This window comes from Lactobacillus sp. UMNPBX1 (genome assembly GCF_002554085.1).
Lineage (GTDB): Bacteria > Bacillota > Bacilli > Lactobacillales > Lactobacillaceae > Lactobacillus > Lactobacillus crispatus.
In genome coordinates this window covers 245,479-267,592 of record NZ_PCZI01000001.1, presented here as the reverse complement: position 1 = coordinate 267,592, position 22,114 = coordinate 245,479, and the positions used below count along the sequence as shown (strand labels likewise).

At 36.5% G+C, this 22,114-nt stretch carries 22 protein-coding genes and 1 tRNA gene; 7 read left to right on the top strand and 16 right to left on the bottom strand.

Translation table 11 applies throughout. From position 1 onward, the window contains the following. The first annotated feature begins 11 nt into the window (after positions 1-11). Positions 12-887, top strand: coding sequence for a Cof-type HAD-IIB family hydrolase (locus CP352_RS01335; protein WP_023488014.1), 876 nt, complete (start codon positions 12-14; stop codon positions 885-887). A gap of 19 nt (positions 888-906) precedes the next feature. Next, positions 907-1,422, top strand: a complete 516-nt coding sequence (locus CP352_RS01330) for a hypothetical protein (protein ID WP_005721490.1) — start codon at positions 907-909, stop codon at positions 1,420-1,422. A 486-nt stretch (positions 1,423-1,908) separates the two neighbouring features. Here CP352_RS01330 and tpiA read toward each other — a convergent pair whose 3' ends face one another. From tpiA to CP352_RS01310, 4 genes are all read right to left on the bottom strand, one after another. After that, positions 1,909-2,667: a triose-phosphate isomerase gene (gene tpiA / locus CP352_RS01325; protein ID WP_005718695.1), complete on the bottom strand. Its 759-nt coding sequence runs from the start codon at positions 2,665-2,667 to the stop codon at positions 1,909-1,911. A gap of 24 nt (positions 2,668-2,691) precedes the next feature. Continuing rightward, positions 2,692-3,903 carry a phosphoglycerate kinase gene (gene pgk / locus CP352_RS01320; protein WP_005721494.1) on the bottom strand — a complete coding sequence of 404 codons (1,212 nt, stop codon included), beginning with the start codon at positions 3,901-3,903 and terminating at the stop codon, positions 2,692-2,694. Positions 3,904-4,017: 114 nt separating this feature from the next. Next, a complete protein-coding gene (gene gap, locus CP352_RS01315; protein ID WP_005718691.1) occupies positions 4,018-5,034 on the bottom strand; it encodes a type I glyceraldehyde-3-phosphate dehydrogenase in 1,017 nt (338 codons plus the stop codon). Positions 5,035-5,086: 52 nt separating this feature from the next. After that, the gene (locus tag CP352_RS01310) at positions 5,087-6,118 is read right to left on the bottom strand and encodes a sugar-binding transcriptional regulator (protein WP_089142992.1); all 1,032 of its coding nucleotides are present in this window, start codon (positions 6,116-6,118) and stop codon (positions 5,087-5,089) included. A gap of 247 nt (positions 6,119-6,365) precedes the next feature. Between CP352_RS01310 and CP352_RS01305 the strand changes: the two genes are divergently transcribed. Continuing rightward, positions 6,366-6,437, top strand: a tRNA-Arg gene (locus CP352_RS01305). A 95-nt stretch (positions 6,438-6,532) separates the two neighbouring features. Here CP352_RS01305 and CP352_RS01300 read toward each other — a convergent pair. Beyond that, entirely contained in the window at positions 6,533-8,065 is a 1,533-nt protein-coding gene (locus CP352_RS01300; RefSeq protein ID WP_089142991.1) for an SH3-like domain-containing protein, read from the bottom strand. Between the two features lie 168 nt (positions 8,066-8,233). Between CP352_RS01300 and CP352_RS01295 the strand changes: the two genes are divergently transcribed. Beyond that, the gene (locus CP352_RS01295; RefSeq protein ID WP_065990282.1) at positions 8,234-9,667 is read left to right on the top strand and encodes an APC family permease; all 1,434 of its coding nucleotides are present in this window, start codon (positions 8,234-8,236) and stop codon (positions 9,665-9,667) included. A 66-nt stretch (positions 9,668-9,733) separates the two neighbouring features. Here the strand turns inward: CP352_RS01295 and CP352_RS01290 are convergent, their stop codons facing one another. The 6 genes from CP352_RS01290 to CP352_RS01265 all read right to left on the bottom strand — a co-directional run bounded on the left by CP352_RS01290 (position 9,734) and on the right by CP352_RS01265 (position 13,727). Beyond that, entirely contained in the window at positions 9,734-10,510 is a 777-nt protein-coding gene (locus tag CP352_RS01290; protein ID WP_089142990.1) for a CAP domain-containing protein, read from the bottom strand. A gap of 87 nt (positions 10,511-10,597) precedes the next feature. Next, complete coding sequence (locus CP352_RS01285; RefSeq protein WP_089142989.1) at positions 10,598-11,002, bottom strand: DUF3021 family protein; 405 nt, start codon at positions 11,000-11,002, stop codon at positions 10,598-10,600. A gap of 1 nt (position 11,003) precedes the next feature. Then, positions 11,004-11,456: a LytTR family DNA-binding domain-containing protein gene (locus CP352_RS01280; protein ID WP_089142988.1), complete on the bottom strand. Its 453-nt coding sequence runs from the start codon at positions 11,454-11,456 to the stop codon at positions 11,004-11,006. A gap of 3 nt (positions 11,457-11,459) precedes the next feature. Further along, positions 11,460-12,314: an ABC transporter permease gene (locus CP352_RS01275; RefSeq protein ID WP_089142987.1), complete on the bottom strand. Its 855-nt coding sequence runs from the start codon at positions 12,312-12,314 to the stop codon at positions 11,460-11,462. Further along, positions 12,314-13,168 (bottom strand): ABC transporter ATP-binding protein, encoded by an 855-nt coding sequence (locus CP352_RS01270; protein ID WP_089142986.1) that lies wholly within the window; start codon positions 13,166-13,168, stop codon positions 12,314-12,316. Before CP352_RS01270 ends, CP352_RS01275 begins: the two co-directional genes overlap by 1 nt. A gap of 121 nt (positions 13,169-13,289) precedes the next feature. Next, positions 13,290-13,727 (bottom strand): MerR family transcriptional regulator, encoded by a 438-nt coding sequence (locus CP352_RS01265; RefSeq protein ID WP_057726449.1) that lies wholly within the window; start codon positions 13,725-13,727, stop codon positions 13,290-13,292. A 160-nt stretch (positions 13,728-13,887) separates the two neighbouring features. Between CP352_RS01265 and CP352_RS01260 the strand changes: the two genes are divergently transcribed. Together CP352_RS01260 and CP352_RS01255 are read left to right on the top strand one after the other, a co-directional pair. Further along, positions 13,888-15,360: an MDR family MFS transporter gene (locus tag CP352_RS01260; RefSeq protein WP_013086066.1), complete on the top strand. Its 1,473-nt coding sequence runs from the start codon at positions 13,888-13,890 to the stop codon at positions 15,358-15,360. Continuing rightward, positions 15,361-15,921, top strand: a complete 561-nt coding sequence (locus CP352_RS01255) for a DUF4811 domain-containing protein (protein ID WP_065990284.1) — start codon at positions 15,361-15,363, stop codon at positions 15,919-15,921. 246 nt (positions 15,922-16,167) lie between these two features. On the opposite strand, the gene fetB is transcribed toward CP352_RS01255, so the two are convergent. From fetB to CP352_RS01240, 3 genes are all read right to left on the bottom strand, one after another. Continuing rightward, positions 16,168-16,926 (bottom strand): iron export ABC transporter permease subunit FetB, encoded by a 759-nt coding sequence (fetB, locus tag CP352_RS01250; protein WP_013086064.1) that lies wholly within the window; start codon positions 16,924-16,926, stop codon positions 16,168-16,170. After that, positions 16,923-17,561 carry an ATP-binding cassette domain-containing protein gene (locus CP352_RS01245; RefSeq protein ID WP_005718667.1) on the bottom strand — a complete coding sequence of 213 codons (639 nt, stop codon included), beginning with the start codon at positions 17,559-17,561 and terminating at the stop codon, positions 16,923-16,925. The genes fetB and CP352_RS01245 overlap by 4 nt, the downstream gene beginning before the upstream one ends. Positions 17,562-17,669: 108 nt before the next feature. Next, positions 17,670-19,298, bottom strand: a complete 1,629-nt coding sequence (locus tag CP352_RS01240; RefSeq protein WP_065990286.1) for an SH3-like domain-containing protein — start codon at positions 19,296-19,298, stop codon at positions 17,670-17,672. 194 nt (positions 19,299-19,492) lie between these two features. On the opposite strand from CP352_RS01240, the gene clpP reads away from it, so the two are divergent. Beyond that, positions 19,493-20,077, top strand: a complete 585-nt coding sequence (gene clpP, locus CP352_RS01235; protein WP_005718663.1) for an ATP-dependent Clp endopeptidase proteolytic subunit ClpP — start codon at positions 19,493-19,495, stop codon at positions 20,075-20,077. 64 nt (positions 20,078-20,141) lie between these two features. On the opposite strand, the gene whiA is transcribed toward clpP, so the two are convergent. Continuing rightward, a complete protein-coding gene (gene whiA / locus CP352_RS01230) occupies positions 20,142-21,077 on the bottom strand; it encodes a DNA-binding protein WhiA (RefSeq protein ID WP_005722729.1) in 936 nt (311 codons plus the stop codon). Next, positions 21,070-22,113 carry a gluconeogenesis factor YvcK family protein gene (gene yvcK, locus CP352_RS01225; protein ID WP_089142984.1) on the bottom strand — a complete coding sequence of 348 codons (1,044 nt, stop codon included), beginning with the start codon at positions 22,111-22,113 and terminating at the stop codon, positions 21,070-21,072. The genes whiA and yvcK overlap by 8 nt, the downstream gene beginning before the upstream one ends. Position 22,114 lies beyond the last annotated feature (1 nt).

The following is a 22,114-nucleotide window of genomic DNA, read 5'->3' as shown; positions in this document are numbered from 1 at the left end:
GGAGAGAAATTATGATCAAATTAGTTGCTTGTGATCTTGACGGAACATTGTTTAATTCAGAGATGGCTGTTTCTGCTGCTAATGCAAAAGCTGTGAAAAATGCACAAAGTAGCGGCATTGAATTTTTAATTGCGACTGGCCGGGCCCCACGCGAATCACGTTCAATTCTCAAAGATGCTGATTTGCATACCGGTTTTATCAATCTTAATGGTGCCCTGGTTTTTGACGAAAATGAGCAATTAATGATCAAACACAGCATTCCCAAGGCAAAAGCACAACAGCTAGTGCATTTACTACATCGAGCAGGCTTTTACTTTGAAATTTTAACTGCCAATCAGGTTTATAGTGAAAATCTAGATCAACGTATTTCAAATGTAGCTCATTTAATGGTAGATCTAAATCCTCTACTTGATTTTCGTCAAGCTGTAGCAATTTCTGCTGGTAATAAGACTATTATGAATATGAAACAAATCCACAGTTTCGATAATTTATTGCAAGATCCTAAAATAGAAGTAATGAAAATTATTGCTTTTGACTCTCGGGGACATGAAGCTTTTACCGATATCAAAAAAGAAATCGCTACAATGGGCGATCTAGTAGTAACTTCAAGTTCATCTTCTAATATTGAAATCAATGACCAACATGCTCAAAAAGGTCTTGCCTTACTTGATTATGCCAAGTTAAAAGGTATCAAGCCTGAGGAAATCGCTGCAATCGGTGATAATTTAAATGATGAGAGTATGATCCGAGCAGCAGGTACTGGCGTTGCGATGGGCAATGCGATTCCAGCTATTAAGAAAATAGCTCAGGTAGTCACCAAGAGAAACAATGAAGATGGAGTAGCTTATATTTTAAATAAATTTATTGCAGATAATAACAATATTTAAAGTTATGAGGTGAGTAAGTATGCGATTTTGGCTAGAACTTAATCAGGAAAAGGATTACGGTCAAATTCCTGTGCTTAATCAAAATGGAAAAGCTGAATTTTTTATTCAAGGCAATCTTGATAATCCAAACCACACTTTATATCTAAATAATTTCCGTAAACAGGAAGTGGGACGTCTGTTTTCTGATGGTGCGGGCCTAATTGCTTCGTTCACAATTGATGTCGTCAACCACTCTTTAGTAGGCGTAAAAAAGTTAAACACACCTACTGCAAACATATTCTATTTGACCCAATTAAAGTATATTGTTACAGGTAGTATTAAACGTGGTACTTATACTTTTCGTTCTGGAATCAAGAGTGTAGCAAGTGTCCAAACAATCATGGGAGATCGCGGAGGCGTTTTAATTTGTGATATTACTAAGCCTGAAGACGTCCCCTTTATTCTTTTGACATCCGTTCTATTTACACAATGGCATGTTACGCCCTTGAAACTGCCTAGTTTTCCGCCAATTGGATTTGAGGTAAATCCAAATTAAACAAAAAAAGCAGTCATGAAAATTTTCATAACTGCTCTTCTAGAAAGTTATATAGATATAGATGTATCTTCTGCCATAAAGTTTATATTTATTAAGTAATAAGGAATTATTAGGCAGAGACTGAATAATGAAGGTTAAATCTAATTTGATTCAATCTCCATAGTTTATTATACTTCGTTCAGCCAAAAATACAAGGGCTAGATGTTATTATTTTACTTTAAAGATAGTTAAAGAATGCCTTTAGAGCTAGCTTATAGCTTAATAATTTGTTATTTAACTTAGTACATCTATTTTTCTAAATAAGACAACTTTAATTTCTATTAAAAAATATAGTGAAATGATCAAGTGATTTATCAATGGCTTGATCATTTTTATTTACTTTATCAACGAACTTGTTTTTAACTATCAAACTATATAAAAAAGAGCCAAATCTAATGATTTGACCCTAAAAATTCTAGATTATTAATCTAAATTATTTTTTATGAATTAGTCTTGGTAGTTTACCAATTCTAAGAATGATTCTGGTACTAATGAAGCACCACCAACCAAGCCACCGTCAATATCAGGCTTAGCCATTAATTCCTTAACGTTAGCTGGTTTTACAGAACCACCGTATTGAATACGAACGTTTTCTGCAGTTTCTTCGTTGTACAAGTCCTTAACAGTTTCACGAATAGTCTTGCACATTTCTTCAGCTTGATCTGATGAAGCAGTCTTACCAGTACCGATAGCCCAGATTGGTTCGTAGGCAATAACAAGTGAAGATACTTGTTCAGCAGTTAAGCCGTCTAAAGCAGCCTTAATTTGAGCAACTACCCAGTCTTCTTGCTTGTTAGCTTCACGAGTTTCAAGTGATTCACCACAGCAAATGATTGGCTTCAAGCCATTAGCAAAGATTGCCTTAGCCTTCTTGTTAATGTCTTCGTCAGTTTCGTGGAAGTAACCACGACGTTCTGAGTGACCAATAATTACGTAGTCCATACCCATTTCTTTCAAGACCTTAGGTGAAGTTTCACCAGTGTAAGCACCTTCGTCTTCAAAGTAACAGTTTTCTGCACCGATATGTAAGTTTGAGCCTTCAGCAGCTTTTCTCAAAGCGTCAAGGTCAACTGCAGGTGCACAAATAAGTGATTCAACCTTACTTGGGTCTGGTAACTTATCCTTAACAGCGTTAACGAATTCAGTAGTTTGTTCTGGATTCATATGTAACTTCCAGTTACCAGCAATAATTGGTGTACGACTCATTAATCTATTGTCCTTTCCTTACTATTACTTGTCTGAAACGCAAGCGATACCTGGCAATTCTTTACCTTCAAGGTAGTTAAGTGAAGCACCACCACCGGTAGAAATGTGGGTAATCTTAGGAGCAATGCCTAATTGCTTAGCAGCAGCAGTTGAGTCACCACCACCGATGATAGTAGTTGCATCCTTAAGGTCTGCCAATGCACGACCAACTTCCAAAGTACCTTCAGCGAAGTTAGGCATTTCGAATGCACCCATTGGGCCGTTCCAAACAACAGTCTTAGCATCCTTCAAGATTTCCTTGAACTTTTCAACAGTCTTAGGACCGATGTCAAGACCCATCATGTTGTCAGGAATATCATCACCAACAACTTCACGTGAAGCATCATTTGAGAATTCAGTTGCGGCTACGTTATCTACAGGAAGAACGATCTTGTCGCCAGCCTTAGCAAGTAATTCCTTAGCAAGGTCTACCTTGTCAGCTTCAAATAATGATTTACCAATGCTGTGGCCTTGAGCTGCTAAGAATGTGTAAGCCATACCACCACCGATTAAAATGTGGTCTGACTTAGGAATTAAGTTTTCGATAACACCAATCTTGTCTGAAACCTTAGCACCACCAAGAATAGTTACGAATGGGTGTACTGGGTTTTCAACAGCATCACCTAAGAACTTGATTTCCTTTTCAAGCAAGTAACCAGCTGCTGCAGGCTTGCCAGCTTCCTTCATAGCAGTTGCGATACCAACGTTTGAAGCATGACTTCTGTGAGCAGTACCAAATGCATCATTTACAAACATGTCGCCAAGACTTGCCCAGTATTCGCCAAGCTTAGGATCGTTACCTGATTCACGCTTACCAAAGTCGTTGTCGATGTCTTGGAATCTAGTGTTTTCAAGAACGATAACGTCTCCATCCTTCATGTTGTTGATAGCGTCTTCAACTTCTTTACCTTCGTTTGATGGTACAAAAGTTACAGGCTTCTTAAGAAGTTCACTTAAACGTTCAGCAACTGGCTTTAATGATAATTCCTTCTTGTCAGCATCTGACTTAACACGACCTAAGTGGCTAAGTAAGATAGCCTTGCCACCGTGTTCAATGATGTACTTAATAGTTGGAAGTGCAGCAACGATACGGTTGTCGTCACCAATAACGCCATCCTTAATTGGAACGTTAAAGTCTACACGTACTAAGACCTTTTTGCCTTTAACATCAAGATCGTCAACGATTAATTTAGCCATTATAATCCTCCGATTATTTTGATATTTTTTCTTCAAAAAAAGGCGGAAGGAAGAATCTCCCTCCGCCTTCTCAATTACCACTTAACTATATAATCAGTTAATTAAAATTAATGATTAAAGAGTTGCAAAGTGTAATAAAGTACGTACCATTTGGCAAGTGAATGAGTATTCGTTGTCGTACCAAGCAACAGTCTTAACTAATTGCTTGTCACCTGCAGTGGTTACCATAGTTTGAGTTGGGTCAAAGATTGAACCAGCAGTCATGTTAAGAACATCGCTAGAAACAATGTGGTCACCGTTGTAAGCAAATGATGGGCTTTCGTACTTCTTCATAGCTTCGTTAACTTCGTCAGCAGTAACCTTCTTGCTCAAGATTGATACTAATTCAGTTTCTGAGCCATCTGGAACTGGAACACGTTGTGCGTGACCGTTCATCTTACCGTTCAAGTTAGGCAATACCAAGCCGATAGCCTTAGCTGAACCAGTAGTATGAGGAATGATGTTTTCAGCAGCAGCACGAGCGTCTTGTTCCTTACCACTACGTGAAGGACCATCCAAAGTCATTTGAGTACCAGTGTATGCGTGGATAGTAGTCATAGTAGCAACTTCGATACCGAATTCCTTGTCCAAAGCGTTAGCCATTGGTGCAAGTGAGTTAGTAGTACATGAAGCAGCTGAAACAATCTTGTCATCAGCAGTCAAAGTGTCTTCGTTTACTGAGTAAACGATAGTCTTCAAGTCGTTACCAGCTGGAGCTGAGATCAATACACGCTTAGCACCTGCATCGATGTGAGCTTGTGACTTAGCCTTGCTAGTGTAGAAACCAGTACATTCAAGAACGAAGTCAACACCATCGTTCTTAACCCATGGAATGTTTTGTGCTTGTGGTTCTGCGTATACGTGGTAACTCTTACCGTCAACTACGATTGAATCTTCAGTTGATGAAACTTCGTGGTTGAAAGTACCATGAGTAGTGTCGTACTTAAGCAAGTAAGCAAGCATTGCTGGAGTAGTCAAGTCGTTGATAGCAACAACTTCAATGTCCTTTGACTTTTCGCCAAGGTCCATAATACGACGGAATGCTAAACGACCGATACGGCCGAAACCGTTAATACCAATTTTAACTGTCATAACCTAAAGTCCTCCTTAAGAACTATAAACAACATTTATTTTAAACGGGATTTCATTTCCCCTTTAAAATCATATTTGAGGCGCCCTCATCAGTGATTAGCCAGGTTTGATGAGGCGCATTAGGCATATAAGCTTTAATTGCTTGAGCCTTTCGGGCACCACAAGCAAAAGCAAATATGTGGGGTATTTTGTATAGGTTCTCGAACTGCAATCCAACCTGGGTGATGCGGTCAACAACCTTGCCATATTCATCGAAGAAACACCCGAAACATTCGGTGACGGCTCTCTTCTCACGAAGTTCAGATAGCTTAATTGAATTATAGCCTCTGCGCTGTGCCATCTCTTGAGCTAACCCAATACCATGAATCACAGCATCACTTTGAGAAATGTCTTGCAGAACATCTGCGATCGAGGACTCACGAATCAAAGATTTGTAAGCATCATCTGAGACCTGCTCAGGTAAATATAATGTCTTATAAGTACCTGAAGTCTTAGCAGCCATTTCTTGGACGATTGTATTACTTTGCGTCTCTACATTTTCGCCCAAAGCTCCTCGACCTGGAACAAATTCCAACTGGCGATTGTTAGCTAAATCTGGTGATAAATACTTAGCAGATCTAGCTAACGCCGCTCCACCTAGAATTGTAACTATTGAATGGCCTAAAGGCAAGAGTAAATTCAAAGCTGAACTTAATTTTTCTCCCATCTCCTCATATACTCGGTCTTGGAAATCCGCATTACCAGGGACGATCAATGTTCTTTCAATCCCTAATTTTTTGGCTAATGCTACTTCCGTTTCACCGGCATTAAAGAGGCGATCAAGCAATGGTCCTGCATCTTTTAATGTTTTCTCACCCTTTTCAGTTAAAAACATCCCAAAACTTTTTGTTTCAATCAATCCTAATTGACTTAAGTACTCAGTCTCAGTTCTGATGTTTCTCTCTGAAAGCCCTAAATGCTGAGCAACACTCCGGCGTCCAATTGGCGCATGTAGCGAAATCTGCTCAAGGACAAGATACCTTTGTCGAAGAATCTTTAAGACGTCGGGAACGAGCGCTTCGAGCAAAGAAAAGTCCGAATCCATCGTTCCCTCCTTTCCATGGGACATCTATCGACCACCTACGTGTCGTTTTGTGTCCCAGAATGCTTAAAAATATAAGAGAAACGTACTTTTCATTCAATTCATACATTTCCCAATCGACACTGTTAGTATAACAATGTATTTTTCGTAATTCAAGAAAAAGATACACGATTTTAAAAAAGTCGTAAATCGAGTAAAATCATTTTTATTTCATTACTTTTTTTGATATACTACCATTTGAGAATCATCTGGGCCCTTAGTGTAATGGATCGCACATAAGATTCCGGTTCTTAGAATCTGGGTTCGACTCCCAGGGGGCCCATATAACTACATGTTGAAGAATACCGCCATCTCGGTATTCTTCTTTTTTTATACCAAAAAAGCATTCCTCACGGAATGCCTTTTTCAATATCACAATTATTTAGTGCTTGTAGTCATCAACTCAGCACGTTGTGCTAACTCAGTGTACAAAGTTGAGCCTGAAACAGATAAGCCTTCAATTTCACGGCGAGTGTTGAAATGATGGCCACCCTTATAAGTACCATTTGCTGCTACACGGAAGATGTAGTCGTTAAAACCAATATAGAATTGATTGTGGTTGCTGTCATAAGCAAAACCTTGAACTGGTGAACCAGTTACGAAATTACTTTGAGTAGCACCGATTTCTTCTGGAGTCCAAGTGTCACCATTTCTAGTTAACTTCCAGTATTCATATTGGTGACGACCACCATTGTGGAACAATGCATACATAGTATTGTCGCCAACAAAGGTTGCATTATGGAAGTAACGAGGATATGCACTGCTGCCGTTCCAGGTCTTAACAGTCCAGATTTTGTTAATCTTCATATCACTCTTTCTTACTTGCATAATTTCTTCTGAAGCTGTTGAATTAGCAGTCTTATTGTTATTAGCCAAAACATAAATGTAGCTTGAAGAAGAGCCAAGTGATTGACCATGACCTAGCTTAATGTATGGTGAAACTTTAATATTGTTTGCGTAGCTTCTAAAAGTGCTCCATCCCATAGTAGTTAAGTTTTGAGCAGCATATTTATTCTTAATTGCATTCAAGTTGTAAGAAACAAGATGTCCTCTTGAGTCGCTACTGCTAGTGTACATAGAAGCTGTAAAAATACCATCATTAACAGTAATACCTTCAGGAATTACCCCAACTTGTCCCATTGCATCAGCAGCTTGACCATAGCCTAAGCTGACAAAACGTGGTTGGAACAAACGAGTGCGCAAAGTCATGCCGTTACCTGAATAGCTATTTGAGCTAGTTTCTGAACGATAACCGTGTGCCTGATTCCAATTTCTTGATGATCCCTTTGAGCCACCATTCCAAGTATGAACTGCCTTAGGACCACTCTTAACAGAAGCACCTGCACTAGTAATTCCTTCATTTGTATCTGAACGAACAGTTACATTAACGCTTGCCTTTGCCCTGCCATATGAATAATCTACCTTAGTAGTGCCGGCACGGCTTGAACTAACAGAGCTATGTGAAACATTAACCTTATCCGGATTAATTGCAGTACCTTGTCCATCTGTTGCATAGTTAATTGCATCCCTAGTTGGAAAACTGTAGTTGCTGTTGTGAACTAAGCTAACATCTTGAGCTACTGAAATTTGGTTTCTAGCAAAAAAGTTTTGACTTACCCAACCTACATTGCGTCCATCGACAATAATGTACCAGAAGTTACCTTTCTTGGTAGAAACATACTTCTTAGATTGAATTTGACCATGCTTAAAGTACTTGGTATTTGAAAATGCACCTGATGGTCCTTTTTTAGATACATTATGATAAATAGCGTAATTACCATTGCCAGCAATCTTAGTAACTGCCTTGCTGTAGCTTTTGGCATCTACCTTGCTTTGACTAATGGCAAAAACACCACCAACTAATGCAGCACTGGCCACAAAAGTTAATAACATCTTTTTCCCTTTTAACATCCTTATTAATCCTCCCATATGAAAAAATCACGTTCATTTTAGCACAAATTTATCAAATGAAACATCTAATTATTAAAAAATTTCCTGAACAACAAGGCTTTGAAAACGCTTCTGTTATATAATTAAAAAGTTCACATAAATATATAAATAGTAATAGGGAGAAATTTTATGGTCGAATCACAAAATAATTCCAAAAAGATGATGTGGACCACCCTAGCAATGATGGCCTTCTCTACCGTGTGGGGCTTTGGTAACGTTGTTAATGGGTACGTCTACTTTGACGGGACAAAGGTTGTCTTTAGCTGGATCGTCATGTTCCTTCTCTACTTTGTTCCTTATGCCTTAATGGTTGGTGAACTTGGAGCTACCTTCAAGAATGCTGAAGGTGGGGTTTCCTCTTGGGTAAATGCCACTATGGGCGCAAAATGGGCCTACTACGCAGGTTGGACCTACTGGGCTTGCCACGTTGTTTATATTTCCAGTAAAGGTACTGGTGGTTTAAGAGCGATGGCCTGGGGTATCTTCGGAAATACAAAATGGTATGATGGCTTACCTACCGCTTGGACACAATTTGCTACATTAGTAGTCTTCTTGCTTTTCTGTTGGGTTGCAAGTCGTGGTATTCCAGTATTGAAAGGCCTAGCAACAATTGCTGGTTCTTCAATGTTTATCATGTCAATCTTATTCATCATTATGATGTTTACCGCACCAGCTATTAATCCTTCTGCTGGTTTCCACAGTATTGACTTTAACTGGAAGAATTTGATGCCAACCTTCAACGTAAAATACTTTACTTCTCTTTCAATCCTAGTATTTGCCGTTGGTGGTTGTGAAAAGATCTCCCCTTATGTTAATAAGGTTAAGGATCCTTCCAAAAACTTCCCTAAGGCTATGATGGCTTTAGCAATCATGGTTATGGTATCTGCTATTTTAGGTACTTTTGCCATGGCATTAATGTTTGACCCTAAGGTGGTTAATGCCAACCTTAACGAATACATCTCTAATGGTGCCTACATGGCATTTGACAAGCTGGGCGAATATTACCATGTTGGCGGCTTGTTCATGTACATCTATTCATGGTGTAACGTAATCGGTCAATTCTCAACATTAGTAATCAGTATCGATGCACCACTTAGAATGCTTTTGGGTAGTAAAGAAGCTAAAGAATTTATTCCAAAGGGCTTATTAAAACTCAACAAGCATGGTGCTTACATCAACGGTATCTGGATGGTTGTTGTCCTCTCTGGTGGCTTAATTGCTATTCAAGCTTTAGTACCAAATGCTCAAGCTGTTATGGCACAATTAGTTAAATTAAATTCAACTACTATGCCACTTCGTTACCTTTGGGTATTTGCGGCATATGTCGCTTTAAGAAAACAGCAGCAAAAGTTCAACACTACTTATCAAATGACTAAACATCAAGGCTTAGCCTATACTGCCGGTATTTGGTGTTTTGTAGTTACTGCTGTATGTTGTATCTTGGGTATTTACTCACCAGATCCATTTACCTTATTCCTTAATATCTTGACGCCAATCATTTTGATTGCATTAGGTTTAATCTTGCCAGGAATTAAGAAATATCAAGAAGCTAAGGCAAAATAAGATTTAAATAAAGAATTTTAAAAAGGAAGCAATTTCAAAAGACTGCTTCCTTTTTAGTGTATATTTTTATTTATTAGCCCAAGCATTTACCAATGCCTTGTACTTGGTTCCTGCACCTTTACTGCTTCCTAAATATGAATCAGCATTTCCATAACCAGTATTGCTTACATTGGCAAAGCCCATTACTCTATAATTTCTGTTAATCAAATTCAAGTAGTGTCCTGCCATTTTATAGCCGTTCGTGCCCTTTACGGCCGCATCATAAGTTGCCGTCCAAGTTGGACTATACTTCGCCGGCTTCAACGAATGATTCTTTTTTACATCATAATTCCAACTTTTCTTTTCAGAGAACCAAGTATCAACCGGATCTAAACCCACACTTTGAGTAGCGATGTTTTCCAAACCAATCGACTTGAAATAATGAGTATGCTTTAAGCTACCACGTTTTTGATAGTCAGCATTTAACATTGAGGCTGCTGTCAAAAGTGGTGATACCTTAAGTGAGCGAACTCCCTCATTTCTGCGTACTCTATTGACGCTATCCAAATAAGGCAATACAGCTTTAATATTCTTAGCACTAGTTGCATCATCATTTGAATGCAAGTCAACGTATTCATTGTACCAACTTGCCTTAGGCTTTTTACCTAAGCGACCTGTTTTCAATAATTTCACTGCTGATCTAGCGGAACTCCTTTGCCCTTTAGTCAAAGATTTGTTTTTAGATAGATATGTCATAAAATCAACGGCATTTTTGGCTGCCTTAACTGGCTTGGAATTCAATACAGTTAATGACAAGGTCACCATCACAGCAGAAGCACCTGCAATTAAAAATCGTTTCTTCATTCTTTTTCTCCCATATTAATATATGTGAACTACGATTTAATTGTAGCACATACACTAATGGAAGATTTTCCTTTTAAATTGCATTATTCATCCATCTTTACCATTCCGCTTTTTAATCTGACGATTAATTTTTTGAATATCTTTTTCTTGCGTCAATCTAATCACAATCCAAATTATGATATATACAAAAATGAAGATACATAAAGTTTGCCAATCTATAAGCCAATGATTGAAAAGCATCATAATAGAAAACAACGTAAATGTACCAATTAAATGTAACAACAACGCAATTAAATATGACAGATTAGTATCAAATAGAAAACTCAATTCACCAATCAAACCACTACAAATGAAAACAACAATTACGCTCATTAATGGGATATTAATTGCACCTACACTATTTGATACTATTCCTAAAATAAGCAAGCAAGTAATTGCACCAAATCCCATTCCAGTTACAAAAAAATCTAAAATTTTATGCCAAATTTTCATTTTATAATCCCAGTTTCTTTTCTAATTCAGGTAAATATCTTCTTGAAACATCAGTCTTCTGTTTAAAAGCCAGTTTTGCAATCATATTGCCCGTAAATCCCGCCTCGAGTGCTTCAAGATAATTCAAATTAATAATCCCATGTTTTGATACCTGTACAAAATCATTATTTAATTTCTCTAAAACTTGATATAAGCGACCTGTAGTTTTAATGACAGCACTTTTGGTATAAAAAGTTAATTCTGTTTTTTCAACCTCAACTTTGATAATTTCTTCAATTTTAATAGTTAAAATCCGATCTTCAGTTTTTACCGGCAGAATTGAATCTACCTTTTTACCAAAATCTTGAATATAAGCCAATAAATTTTTTACTTCTGCTGTTTCCTCTAAAGAAATTACTTTGATCTTAATTTGATCTTTTTTCAAATTAGAATCTGACTGAAATTCTACATTCACGTGTTAGTTCTTCCTTCTATCAAGCATGACTGCGAGACATATTACTATAACTGTCAATAAGAGTGACATAGCTATTATTACCAATACATTATCCCCGTTAGTTAATTGATGAGACCCAAATTTAAAATGAATCCCTAAATATTCAATCAATTTTTGACGCATTTCATCTGGAACATCTTCCTGACTTAATTTATTTAAGAGCAAGCTTCTAAAACTTCCCGCTTCATAACTACTTGGAAACAATTTTACTATATTTTGCGCAGTTTTTGATAAAGTTCCATAAGGCATGTAAGTTGCAACCATAAATCCAGCTGCTGCTCCAATTACCGCCGACAAACGACTAAACGTTGTTGAAGAATTGATAAATAAAACGATAACTAAGTTTAATAAAGTTGCGCCAATTGCACCTAATAACATAAAACCTAATGCTGACCAATATACAGTTGATTGAATATTCACCTTATCAACCACTGAAAAGTAAATTGCCATCACTAGAAAAGTAATAACCTGCATCAAGAAGCTTATTATTAATGCTGAAGCTACGTAGGCCATGCTTTCACTAATTGGAGTTAAATTCGTTAACTTCATATCATCAATTGCTCGGCTTTCCCTATCCTTCACCATTTGACCAAGTGCTTGAAACGAAGTAGTAATGCCTGCAATTGAAACAATACCGCCAAGCATCCAGAGGTCCAATAATTGTTTTGCATGACTAACATTTTGCCAAGAATCAACAAGATTTTGTTGTAAAAATCCAATATAAATTACAAATGAAATTAGTGCACCAAAACATGACATTACTACACCTGGTTTATTAGCAAAATAAATTTTGATATTTCTCTTCATTAAGGCGAACATTATTGAAGCTCCTTTCCAGCAATCTTGATAAATGCATCATCAATTGACCCTTTTCGATATTCAAATGTATCAATCTTATCTTCAAACTTATGTAAAAGGTCTATGACCTGATTACTATTAAGCCCATCGATTTCAATTTGATCATCTGACTTAGAAATTTGTTTAAAATTAGTAGAAAAAGTTTGCCCTTGTTTTAGGCGAATTAGCAGCCGATTGGGTGCATACATCTCTTTAATTTCTTCTGCAGAGCCTTCTGCTAAGACATTGCCATTTTCCAAAATATACATCTGATCAGCATTTTCGGCTTCCTCTAAATAGTGCGTAGTTAAGAAAATAGTCAGCCCCTGTTCTTTTTGAAGCTTTTGCAATAAATCCCAGATAACAATTCTTGTTTGTAAATCTAACCCTGTTGTTGGTTCATCCAAAAATAAGATATCTGGATGATCAATTAACGCTCTAGCAATATCCACTCTTCTTTTTTGCCCACCAGACAAAGTACCGTATTTTTGATTGAGGAAACTTCTAATACCAATCAACCCAATCAATTTTTCTAACCACTCTTTAGAAAAAGTTTTGTACATCCTTGCCCTTAAATATAGATTATCTTTGACAGTCAATACATCATCTAAAACACTATTCTGAAAGACTACCCCGATTTTTAGATCCTTAGCATACGTGATAGTGCCACTAGTTGGTTTCAATAGGCCAATCAGGATGTTAATAGTAGTAGATTTACCTGCACCATTCGTGCCCAAATAAGCTACCAACTGTCCACGATTAATCTTCAAATTAACCTTGTTCAAAGCTAACTTCTTACCATATTTTTTAGTTAGATTAAAAGTTTCAATTAACATAAAAAGACTTCCTTTCTGAATTCATAATCAGAATACAGAAAAGAAGCCCTTTTGTACTTAAACCTCAAATAAGTGGTTCATTTTTACACACAAAGTGCAAAATAGCTAAATCAAAATTGCATTATTCATCCATCTTAACGTATTGTCCTTTTTCATCTACAACACCTTTGAAATGATGCATGCTGCCATCTTCAGCCTGAAATTCACCTAAGTCAATTTCCCCATAGCCCTTTGTAGAATCAGTAACCTTAACATCATCAAAAGTTTCTCTGAAAAATTGATGAACAATTCTACTCTTCAACCGTATATCCTTTGAATGCTCAAAGGCTGCAGACAACGTAAAGCCCTCATCTAATTGTTCCTTGATAAAAACAATTAGATACAAGGTCGCTAAATTATAGCGGCGCACACCACTTTGATCATCTGAAATCGGCTTAATGTAGCCCTTAGTTTCCCAATAGCGCAATTGCCTTTGAGAAACACCAGTCAATTTACTAACTTCACCGATTCCAATTTCTAAATTTTTAAAAATGTCATGCATAATTTTTTTAGATTTCATCCTGATACCACCTTACAGTATAGTTATATTTTATATATTGTTGTTATCTTTTGCAACACAAGTGTTAATTTATCTAACTTATTTGTAAGATTATTTGACAATGGCAAATTTTAAGCCTATAGTTTTTATAGTTAACTTTTATAAGAGAAAGGAATATTACATGAATAAGCAACCAACGGATATTCATGGAAAAGCTTATAATCGAAACCTACTAGTTTTAGTTTTAATTATAGGTTCTTTCTGTACTGTATTAAACGGAACACTGCTTTCAACAGCGCTTCCTTCAATTATGCGTTCATTTAACATCAGCACCGCAACTGCTGAATGGCTTTCAACAGCCTTTCTGTTAGTTAATGGTGTTATGATCCCAATTTCTGCATGGCTAATCAATCGCTTCGGTTCAAGAAAAATGTATTTGTCAGCCATGTCAATCTTCTTTATTGGAACAGTGATCGCCGCAATTGCACCCAACTTTGGCACCCTGCTTGCTGGGAGAATCATTCAGGGATTAGGCGTTGGCGTTACTATGCCACTTTTACAAACAATTATGCTTTCTATCTTCCCAGCTAATAAGCGTGGTGCAGCAATGGGAACTGTTGGGATTGTTATTGGCTTAGCACCGGCAATTGGACCAACATTATCTGGTTGGATTGTTGATAACCTTTCTTGGCGTTATCTTTTCAGCATCATTGCCCCAATTGCGGGAATAGTAATTATCTTAGCTTTCTTTTTAATTAAAGATGTTTTACCAACTAAGAAAGAAAAAATTGATGTTTGGTCAGTAACAACCTCTACTCTAGGCTTCGGAAGTCTGTTGTATGGTTTTTCAGAAGCTGGTAACAAAGGCTGGACCAATCCCGAGATTTTAGGATTTATTGGATTTGGAATTATATTTGTAATCTTATTCGGTATCCGCCAATTGAAAATGGATGACCCATTTTTGGACATTACCGTTTTTAAACACTTTGAATTTTCACTGGCAGCTGCCTTAAGTGGTATCACCAACTTAGCGATGGTCGGCATTGAAATGGTTTTACCATTATATATTCAAAATTTGCGTGGCGTTTCTGCCTTCCATTCAGGTTTAATGTTACTACCTGGTGCATTGATGATTGGTATTATGTCGCCAATTACTGGCCGTTTATTCGACAAATATGGTGCACGTAAAATGGCAATTACTGGTATGACTTTGTTGACCATTGGAACCATTCCATTTGTCTTTTTAACTGAGCAAAGTTCGTACACGATGATTATCATTCTTTATGCAATCAGAATGGTCGGTGTAGCTTTGGTAATGATGAATGTTACTACATCTGGTATGAATTCTTTACCATTAAACAAGATTTCTCACGGTACTGCTGTTAACAACACTTTCAGACAGGTATTAAGTTCAATTGGTACTGCAATTCTAGTCTCTGTTTTAACTACAACTACCAATAATAATATGCCTGGTAAAAGTTTACTTCATGCACTGCCACTTGAATACAAGACTAGAGCAATCAGTGCAACTTTAGACGGTTTTCATGCTTCATTTGCAATGAGTATCCTCTTCTCATTAATCGCATTAGTTCTTGCATTCTTCTTAAAGAAGGGCAATCGAGCACGTGAACATCAAGAAAAGGTGGATGGTTAAATGATACTTTTAATTCTAATCGTAGCTGCAATTATGTTTATTTACTTTAATATCATCCCTGGAAAAAGGCATACTTTTATTGCATGGCTATCATTAATCATAACAATTCTTTGTGTTGTCGGCATTGTAGAACATGATTATAATCACTGGGGAATGAAAACTAAAACAACCTCAAGCACTAACACTCTAGTTTCCAGTGCTACTCCTCGCCTGCCAATTTTGCTTTATCAGCCTTTAGGTAATGGAACTGAAAAAGTTTACCTTTATAAAACTGGTCAGCTTCAAAAGAAGCCAAAATCTATTAAATTAGATAAAGTATCGACAAAAGTAAAACGAAGCAGCCAACCAAAAGTAACGATTAAGACTACTCGCTACACCTATAGCAATACCTTTAATCAAATAATGTTTGGCGTCTTTGGTCATGACAAGGAGTTAAAACACAGAGAATATATTTTTTCTATTCCCTCCAACTGGAAAGTAATGTCAGTTAACGATGCCAAGCAGTTGCAAAAACAAATGATGAAAAAACAGCAGTTTTTAAAACAAAAATCAGCCCAATAAAATAATGAAGCTCAAACTTTGATCATGATATGAACCCCGAAATTCGGACATGAATTTCGGGGTTTTTATTTATGGCTAAATTATCTAAACATGACAAAATTGATATTTACAATAGCTGGAAAAATTAAATTCATTTTAACTCAAATTTTACTATATGATTTAAGTTAACTTAAATCACCTTTACAAACGCTTATGAAATATAACTTAACTAAATCTAAATGTAGAAAATTATTTTTATCATACTGCCTATTTCAATTGCATCCTATCATTAAAGTAATTTTTATAAGCCAAATAGCCACTAATCACGGCTCCAAGGCCAGTGGCAGAAAGCAACATAAATGTAATCATAATCTGATACTTAATTGCATAAATGGGATTTACACCAGCAAAAATTAAGCCGGACATCATTCCTGGCAAATTTACTAATCCTACAGTTTTAGCCGAATCTATCGTAGGCTGCATCGCAGTCTTAATGCTCCTTCTTAAAATTGACATCGATGCAGTTTTAATATCACTACCCAAAGCCAACTTTTCTAAAACTTGTTGATGCAGATCATTAAAGCTATCATTCAACGCTTTATAGCATAAGCCAACTGCCACCATTTCATTTCCAGCAATCATCCCCGTAATGGGAATGACCTGCATAGGGACTGGTTTAATTACGCCAGAAAAAATCAGAATTCCTAATGTCACGTAAGTCCCTACCGCTTCGGCTATTATCGAATTCCAAATATTCCGCCCCGGATTAGGATCACGCTGATTAGCATTCCAAGATGCATTAAAAATTATCACAATAGTTGAAACCAAAGTTAGCCACAAGGCATTAACATGAAAAATAAACTTCAAAACGTAGCCGATTACGACTAACTGAATTATCGCCCTAATCACGCTAATTAAAATATCCTTGGTTAGTCCTAACTTTTCTTTCGCAGAAATTCCAATGGAAACTAACACCAGTGCAAAAGCTAATACTAACGACCAGTTGCTAACTACAACATTTTTCATTCGATTATTCCGCCTTTTTTTACTCTTAAAATATTGCTTGCTTCATCAATTTCACTTTGATCATGTGTAACTTGAATAATTGTCACGCCTTTCTCAGAAACATCCTTAATCAAATTATGTACAATATCTTTACTTTGATTATCAAGCCCGGTAGTTACTTCATCTAATAGCAATATCTTTGGTAAAAATATTATGTTTCGAATTAACGCAACTCTTTGCTTTTCACCACCTGATAAAGCAGTAATCTTTTTATCTAAAAAATCAGCAGAGAGATCAACTTGATTAAGTAAATCAGCTATTTGCTTGTCATTTACATCTACTTTTCTAATTTCATACGGGAAAATCAAATTATCTCTTACTGTTTGCCCAAATAAAGACGGCTGCTGAAAACAATATGAAACTTCTCTACGATATTGAACTGGATTTAAGGAGCTAATGTTTTTTTCTTGATATAGAATATCGCCTGAATTAGCACTAATTAAATTTGCAATCAATCGTAAAATCGTACTTTTTCCTGCACCTGATGGGCCAATTAAGGTTAGAAAATCGCCTTTATTAACCTTAAATGATACATCTTGCAATATTTGTTTTTTATCTGCACTATATTGGATATGTTTTAATTCTAATATTTTCATTCTTTTGCCTAACTAAATAACTCATTTTTCTAATTATACAACTAAAAAAATAAAGGAAATCCAATATTTTCATTGAATTTCCTTTATTTAAATTAATATCGATAATGATTACTTAGTCAACTTTTGTTTACTTTCAAGTAATTCAGCACGTTGAGCTAAGTTCATGTATAACTTGTTGTTGTAGGTTGCGATACCTTCAATTTCACGACCAGTGTGGTATTGGTAAGTATCCTTAACTTCACCATCAGTTGCAATCTTAGCAATTACGTCATTGAATGCAAGGTAGAAGTTATTGTTCTTGGCATCATAAGTAAACCCTTGAGTGTATGTGTTTGCTACAATGCCACCCTTAGTTGCACCTACCATAGTTGGATACCAGTTATCGCCTTTGCGGTTGAATTCCCAGTATTCAGTTTGGTCTTTTTCTTTATTATAAAGAGTTGTGTAAAGCTTGTGATCATTTACAACAACACCATTATTGAAGTAACGACCGTCTGAATCACTACCGTTCCAGCATTTAATAGTCCAAATCTTGTTAATGTACATATCGCTCTTCCGAATTTGGATTAACTCTTCAGACATATTGCTCTTGTATGAAACCTTATTATTGTTATTTAGAACGTAAATGTATTTATCAGTTGAGCCCATTGCTTGACCGTGACCAATTGGAATATATGGACTAACTTTAATGTTCTTAACGTAAGAATTGAACTTCTTTTGGCTCATATCAAGTAAGTATTGTCCGTTAAATGCATTGGTTAAATGGTTAAGATTATATCCTACAATATGACCATTGCTAATCAGGGTACTACTTAATAAACTAGTGTACAACCAGCCATTTGACATGGTAATTCCTTCAGGAATATGACCTACACGGTTAATATAGTCATCATTTTTAATGTCACGGTAAACACTTAATAAAACTGGTTGGAAGAAGCGAGTAGTGAAATCTAATTTTCCGCTTTCACTATCATAAGCATGCTTATTCTTATCAGGAGTAAAATCAGTCTTAGTTACATAGTTAGCAGAACTTCCGTAGTAAGTCTTCCAGGATTTCAAATCGCCGTTAAATGGCTTAGCTTGGACGCTATCAGCATCAGCAATTCCTTCCTTAGTACTCTTTCTGACAGTTACCTTAACAGTTGCCTTTGCTTTACCATAGCTATATTTAACATTATAGGTACCTGGAGTTGAGCAATCGATTGCATCTTCTGAAATCTTAATATCTGCTGTATCAATTACAGTACCCATATAATTGGTTACATAACTTACTGCATCAGTTGGATCAAAATCGTAGTGACTATTTTGTACTAAACTGATAGTCTTTGGTACAGCGATAGCATCTCTTGTAAAGTAGTTTTGGTTAACATAACCAACTTTACGACCATTTACATAAATACGCCAATAAGTTGCATCCTTTGTCTTAATTCTCTGGTCAGATTGAATATGAGCATATTGATAATCGCTAGCATCAGCAATCTTACCGCTAGGTTTACCATTACTAATCTTTTTATAAACAGGATAATTCTTATTGCTACCTACTTTAACCATTAAGTCATAAGAAGTACTTGTTTGAGCTGGTCCCTTCTTCGCACTGGAATCAGTCTTAGCAGTATCTGTATTACTATCAGTAGTTTTAGAATTATCTGCAAATACTGCATTTGTAGAACCAATTAACAAACCAACACCCAGTGCTACAGCTGAAGTAGCAGTTAAAATTTTATTTGAATACTTCAAACCTATCCTCCGTATCTTATATTTTGCATTTTACTTTTATATTATAATATATAAACACTGTTAGCTAAAATACATTTTTATTACCATTGTTACCATTGAGCTTCTTTATTTGACACTTTCATTACGAAGTGATTTAATTAGCACTGTACTTGAAAGAGTGCTAATTAATACGAAATCAATTAGGAGGCAAATTTATGCTAGTACCTACAGTTATTGAACAAACTGCTCGTGGTGAACGTGCTTATGACATTTACTCACGCTTATTAAAAGACAGAATTATCATGCTTAGCGGTGAAATTAATGACCAAATGGCTAACTCAATCATCGCTCAATTACTCTTCCTTGATGCTCAAGACAATACCAAGGATATTTCACTTTATATCAACTCACCAGGTGGTGTAATCACCTCCGGCTTAGCTATCATGGATACCATGAACTTTATTAAGTCAGACGTATCAACTATTGCAATTGGTATGGCAGCTTCAATGGCTTCTATCCTCTTGACTAGTGGTACTAAGGGTAAGCGTTTTGCACTTCCTAACTCAACTGTTTTAATTCACCAACCATTAGGTGGTGCTCAAGGTCAACAAACTGATATCCAAATTGCAGCTAACGAAATTTTGAAGAGCCGTAAGAAGATCAACGAAATTTTGCACGAAACTACCGGTCAACCTTTGGAAAAGATCCAAAAGGATACTGAACGTGACAACTACTTAACTGCTGAAGAAGCCAAGGAATATGGTTTGATTGACGAAATCATGGTTAATAAGAAGAAGTAATTAATTATTAAAAATTATTCACACTCTAAAAGGAGCTTGCACTCATTGTGCAGGCTCCTTTTTCTTATTCTCTTAAACTCTCAGCTAACTCATGTAGTTTCTTAAATCGGTGATTAACTCCTGACTTCGAAATCGGACCATCCGGAATTTGATTAGCTACTTCCTTTAAAGTTAATTCTGGATGCGCCAATCTAAAACGCGCTAAAACTTGCAATTTCTCTGGTAGATCATCTAAGCCGTTTTCTTGTTCAATCAGCTGGATGTCTTCTACCTGCTTAGCTGAAGCTGAGGCTGTTTTTTTCATATTCGCGGTATCACAATTAACCAAGCGATTAACCGAATTTCGCATATCTCGCATAATACGCAAATCTTCAAAGTTAAGCATTGCATTAAGTGCACCCACTATATGCAAAAAGTCGCCAATTTTTGCGGCTTCTTTTAAATAAACAATATAGCCTCTTCTACGTTTAGTTGCTTTAGCATTTAAATAAAAATAATTATTCATCAACTTACATAAATCCTCATTATGGTCCTCATAAGTTGAATAAATCTCCAAGTGATAACGACTCGTTTCTGGATTATTGACACTACCTCCGGCTAGAAATGCACCGCGTAAATAGGACATTGCTCCTTCACGTGAAGTCATAATTCTCTGAGGAATTCGCGTTACCAAACCTTTTTCAGGATCCCAGATTTGTAAGTTTTCTAGGATTTCTTGTACCTTCTGATTCAATCGTACCAAATATTGATTATTTTTTTTCAATTTCATCTTGCGCGAGACAATCAACAATGGCTCAATACCATAAGCAATCTTAATCAGCTTAAAAATTCGTCGAGCAATCGCAGGATTTTCTGTAGTGATATCTAGGCTAAATTGATGATCGTGCAAGTTTAATACACCATTCATTCGCAAAAAAGCAGCTAACTCTGCTTTGGCATGCTCTGGATGCACCTCAAGCGAAGTTAGCTCCTTTTTGACTTCACTAGCATAACTAGCCATCATTTTCCTTCATTCTTTTACGTGACATTGATTCAAATGCCAGATTAATAATTTCTTTTCCTACCTTTTCACCATCATGAAATACCAATCCATGACGTTGATCGATAAAGTCATCAGTAATGACACGGCAGTTTTGCTTTCTTAAGCCTTCAAAGTCATTCTTAACAGGCTCAAGATAAGCATCATAATCTTCTGGGTGAAATTTGCTCATATCAATTTTGGCACCATTAACCAGAGCGGTATTGATATAATTTCCACCTAAGTGATCGTTAATTACCTGTACGTGTTCCGCATCACTAAAGTGATCTGTCTCACCACGCTGAGTCATGATATTGCAAATATAAATAACCTCGGCGTCAGTCTCACGCACTGCTTCACCTAAATTAGAGATCATTAAGTTAGGTAAAATTGAAGTAAATAAACTACCTGGCCCAAGTACGACTGCATCAGCTTGCATAATCGAAGCCAGTACTGGTAAAACAGCTCTAGGCTCTTCATCCGAATTAGTATCGGTCACCCAGACACGCTTAATCCGCTTATCTTTAGATGTGATTTCAGTTTCACCAGACTCCGTAGTTCCATCCACGAATTCTGCGTTTAAAGTCAATGGTTCATTGGAAGCTGGAAAAACATGACCATCAATTTTCATCATTTTTGACAAAGATTGAACTGCATCAAAGATATTGCCATGCATTTCATTCAATGCCGCAATAATTAAATTACCGATTGCATGTCCTGAAAAAAAGGAATCGGATGAATCAAATCGATACTGAAAAATATTCTTTTCTTCCTGAGGTAAGTCACTAAGTGATACCAAAACATTACGGATATCACCAGGTGGAACTACGTTAATAAAGTTACGGATTGAACCAGATGAACCGCCGTCATCTGAAACCGTTACGATTGCAGTGATTTCCGCGTTTTGATCTTTCAAGGCATTCAAAATAACTGGTAAACCCGTACCGCCACCAATTACGACTACACGGGGACGTCTGCCTTTAATCACGCGAACAATCCTTGTTTCTCCATATGGCACA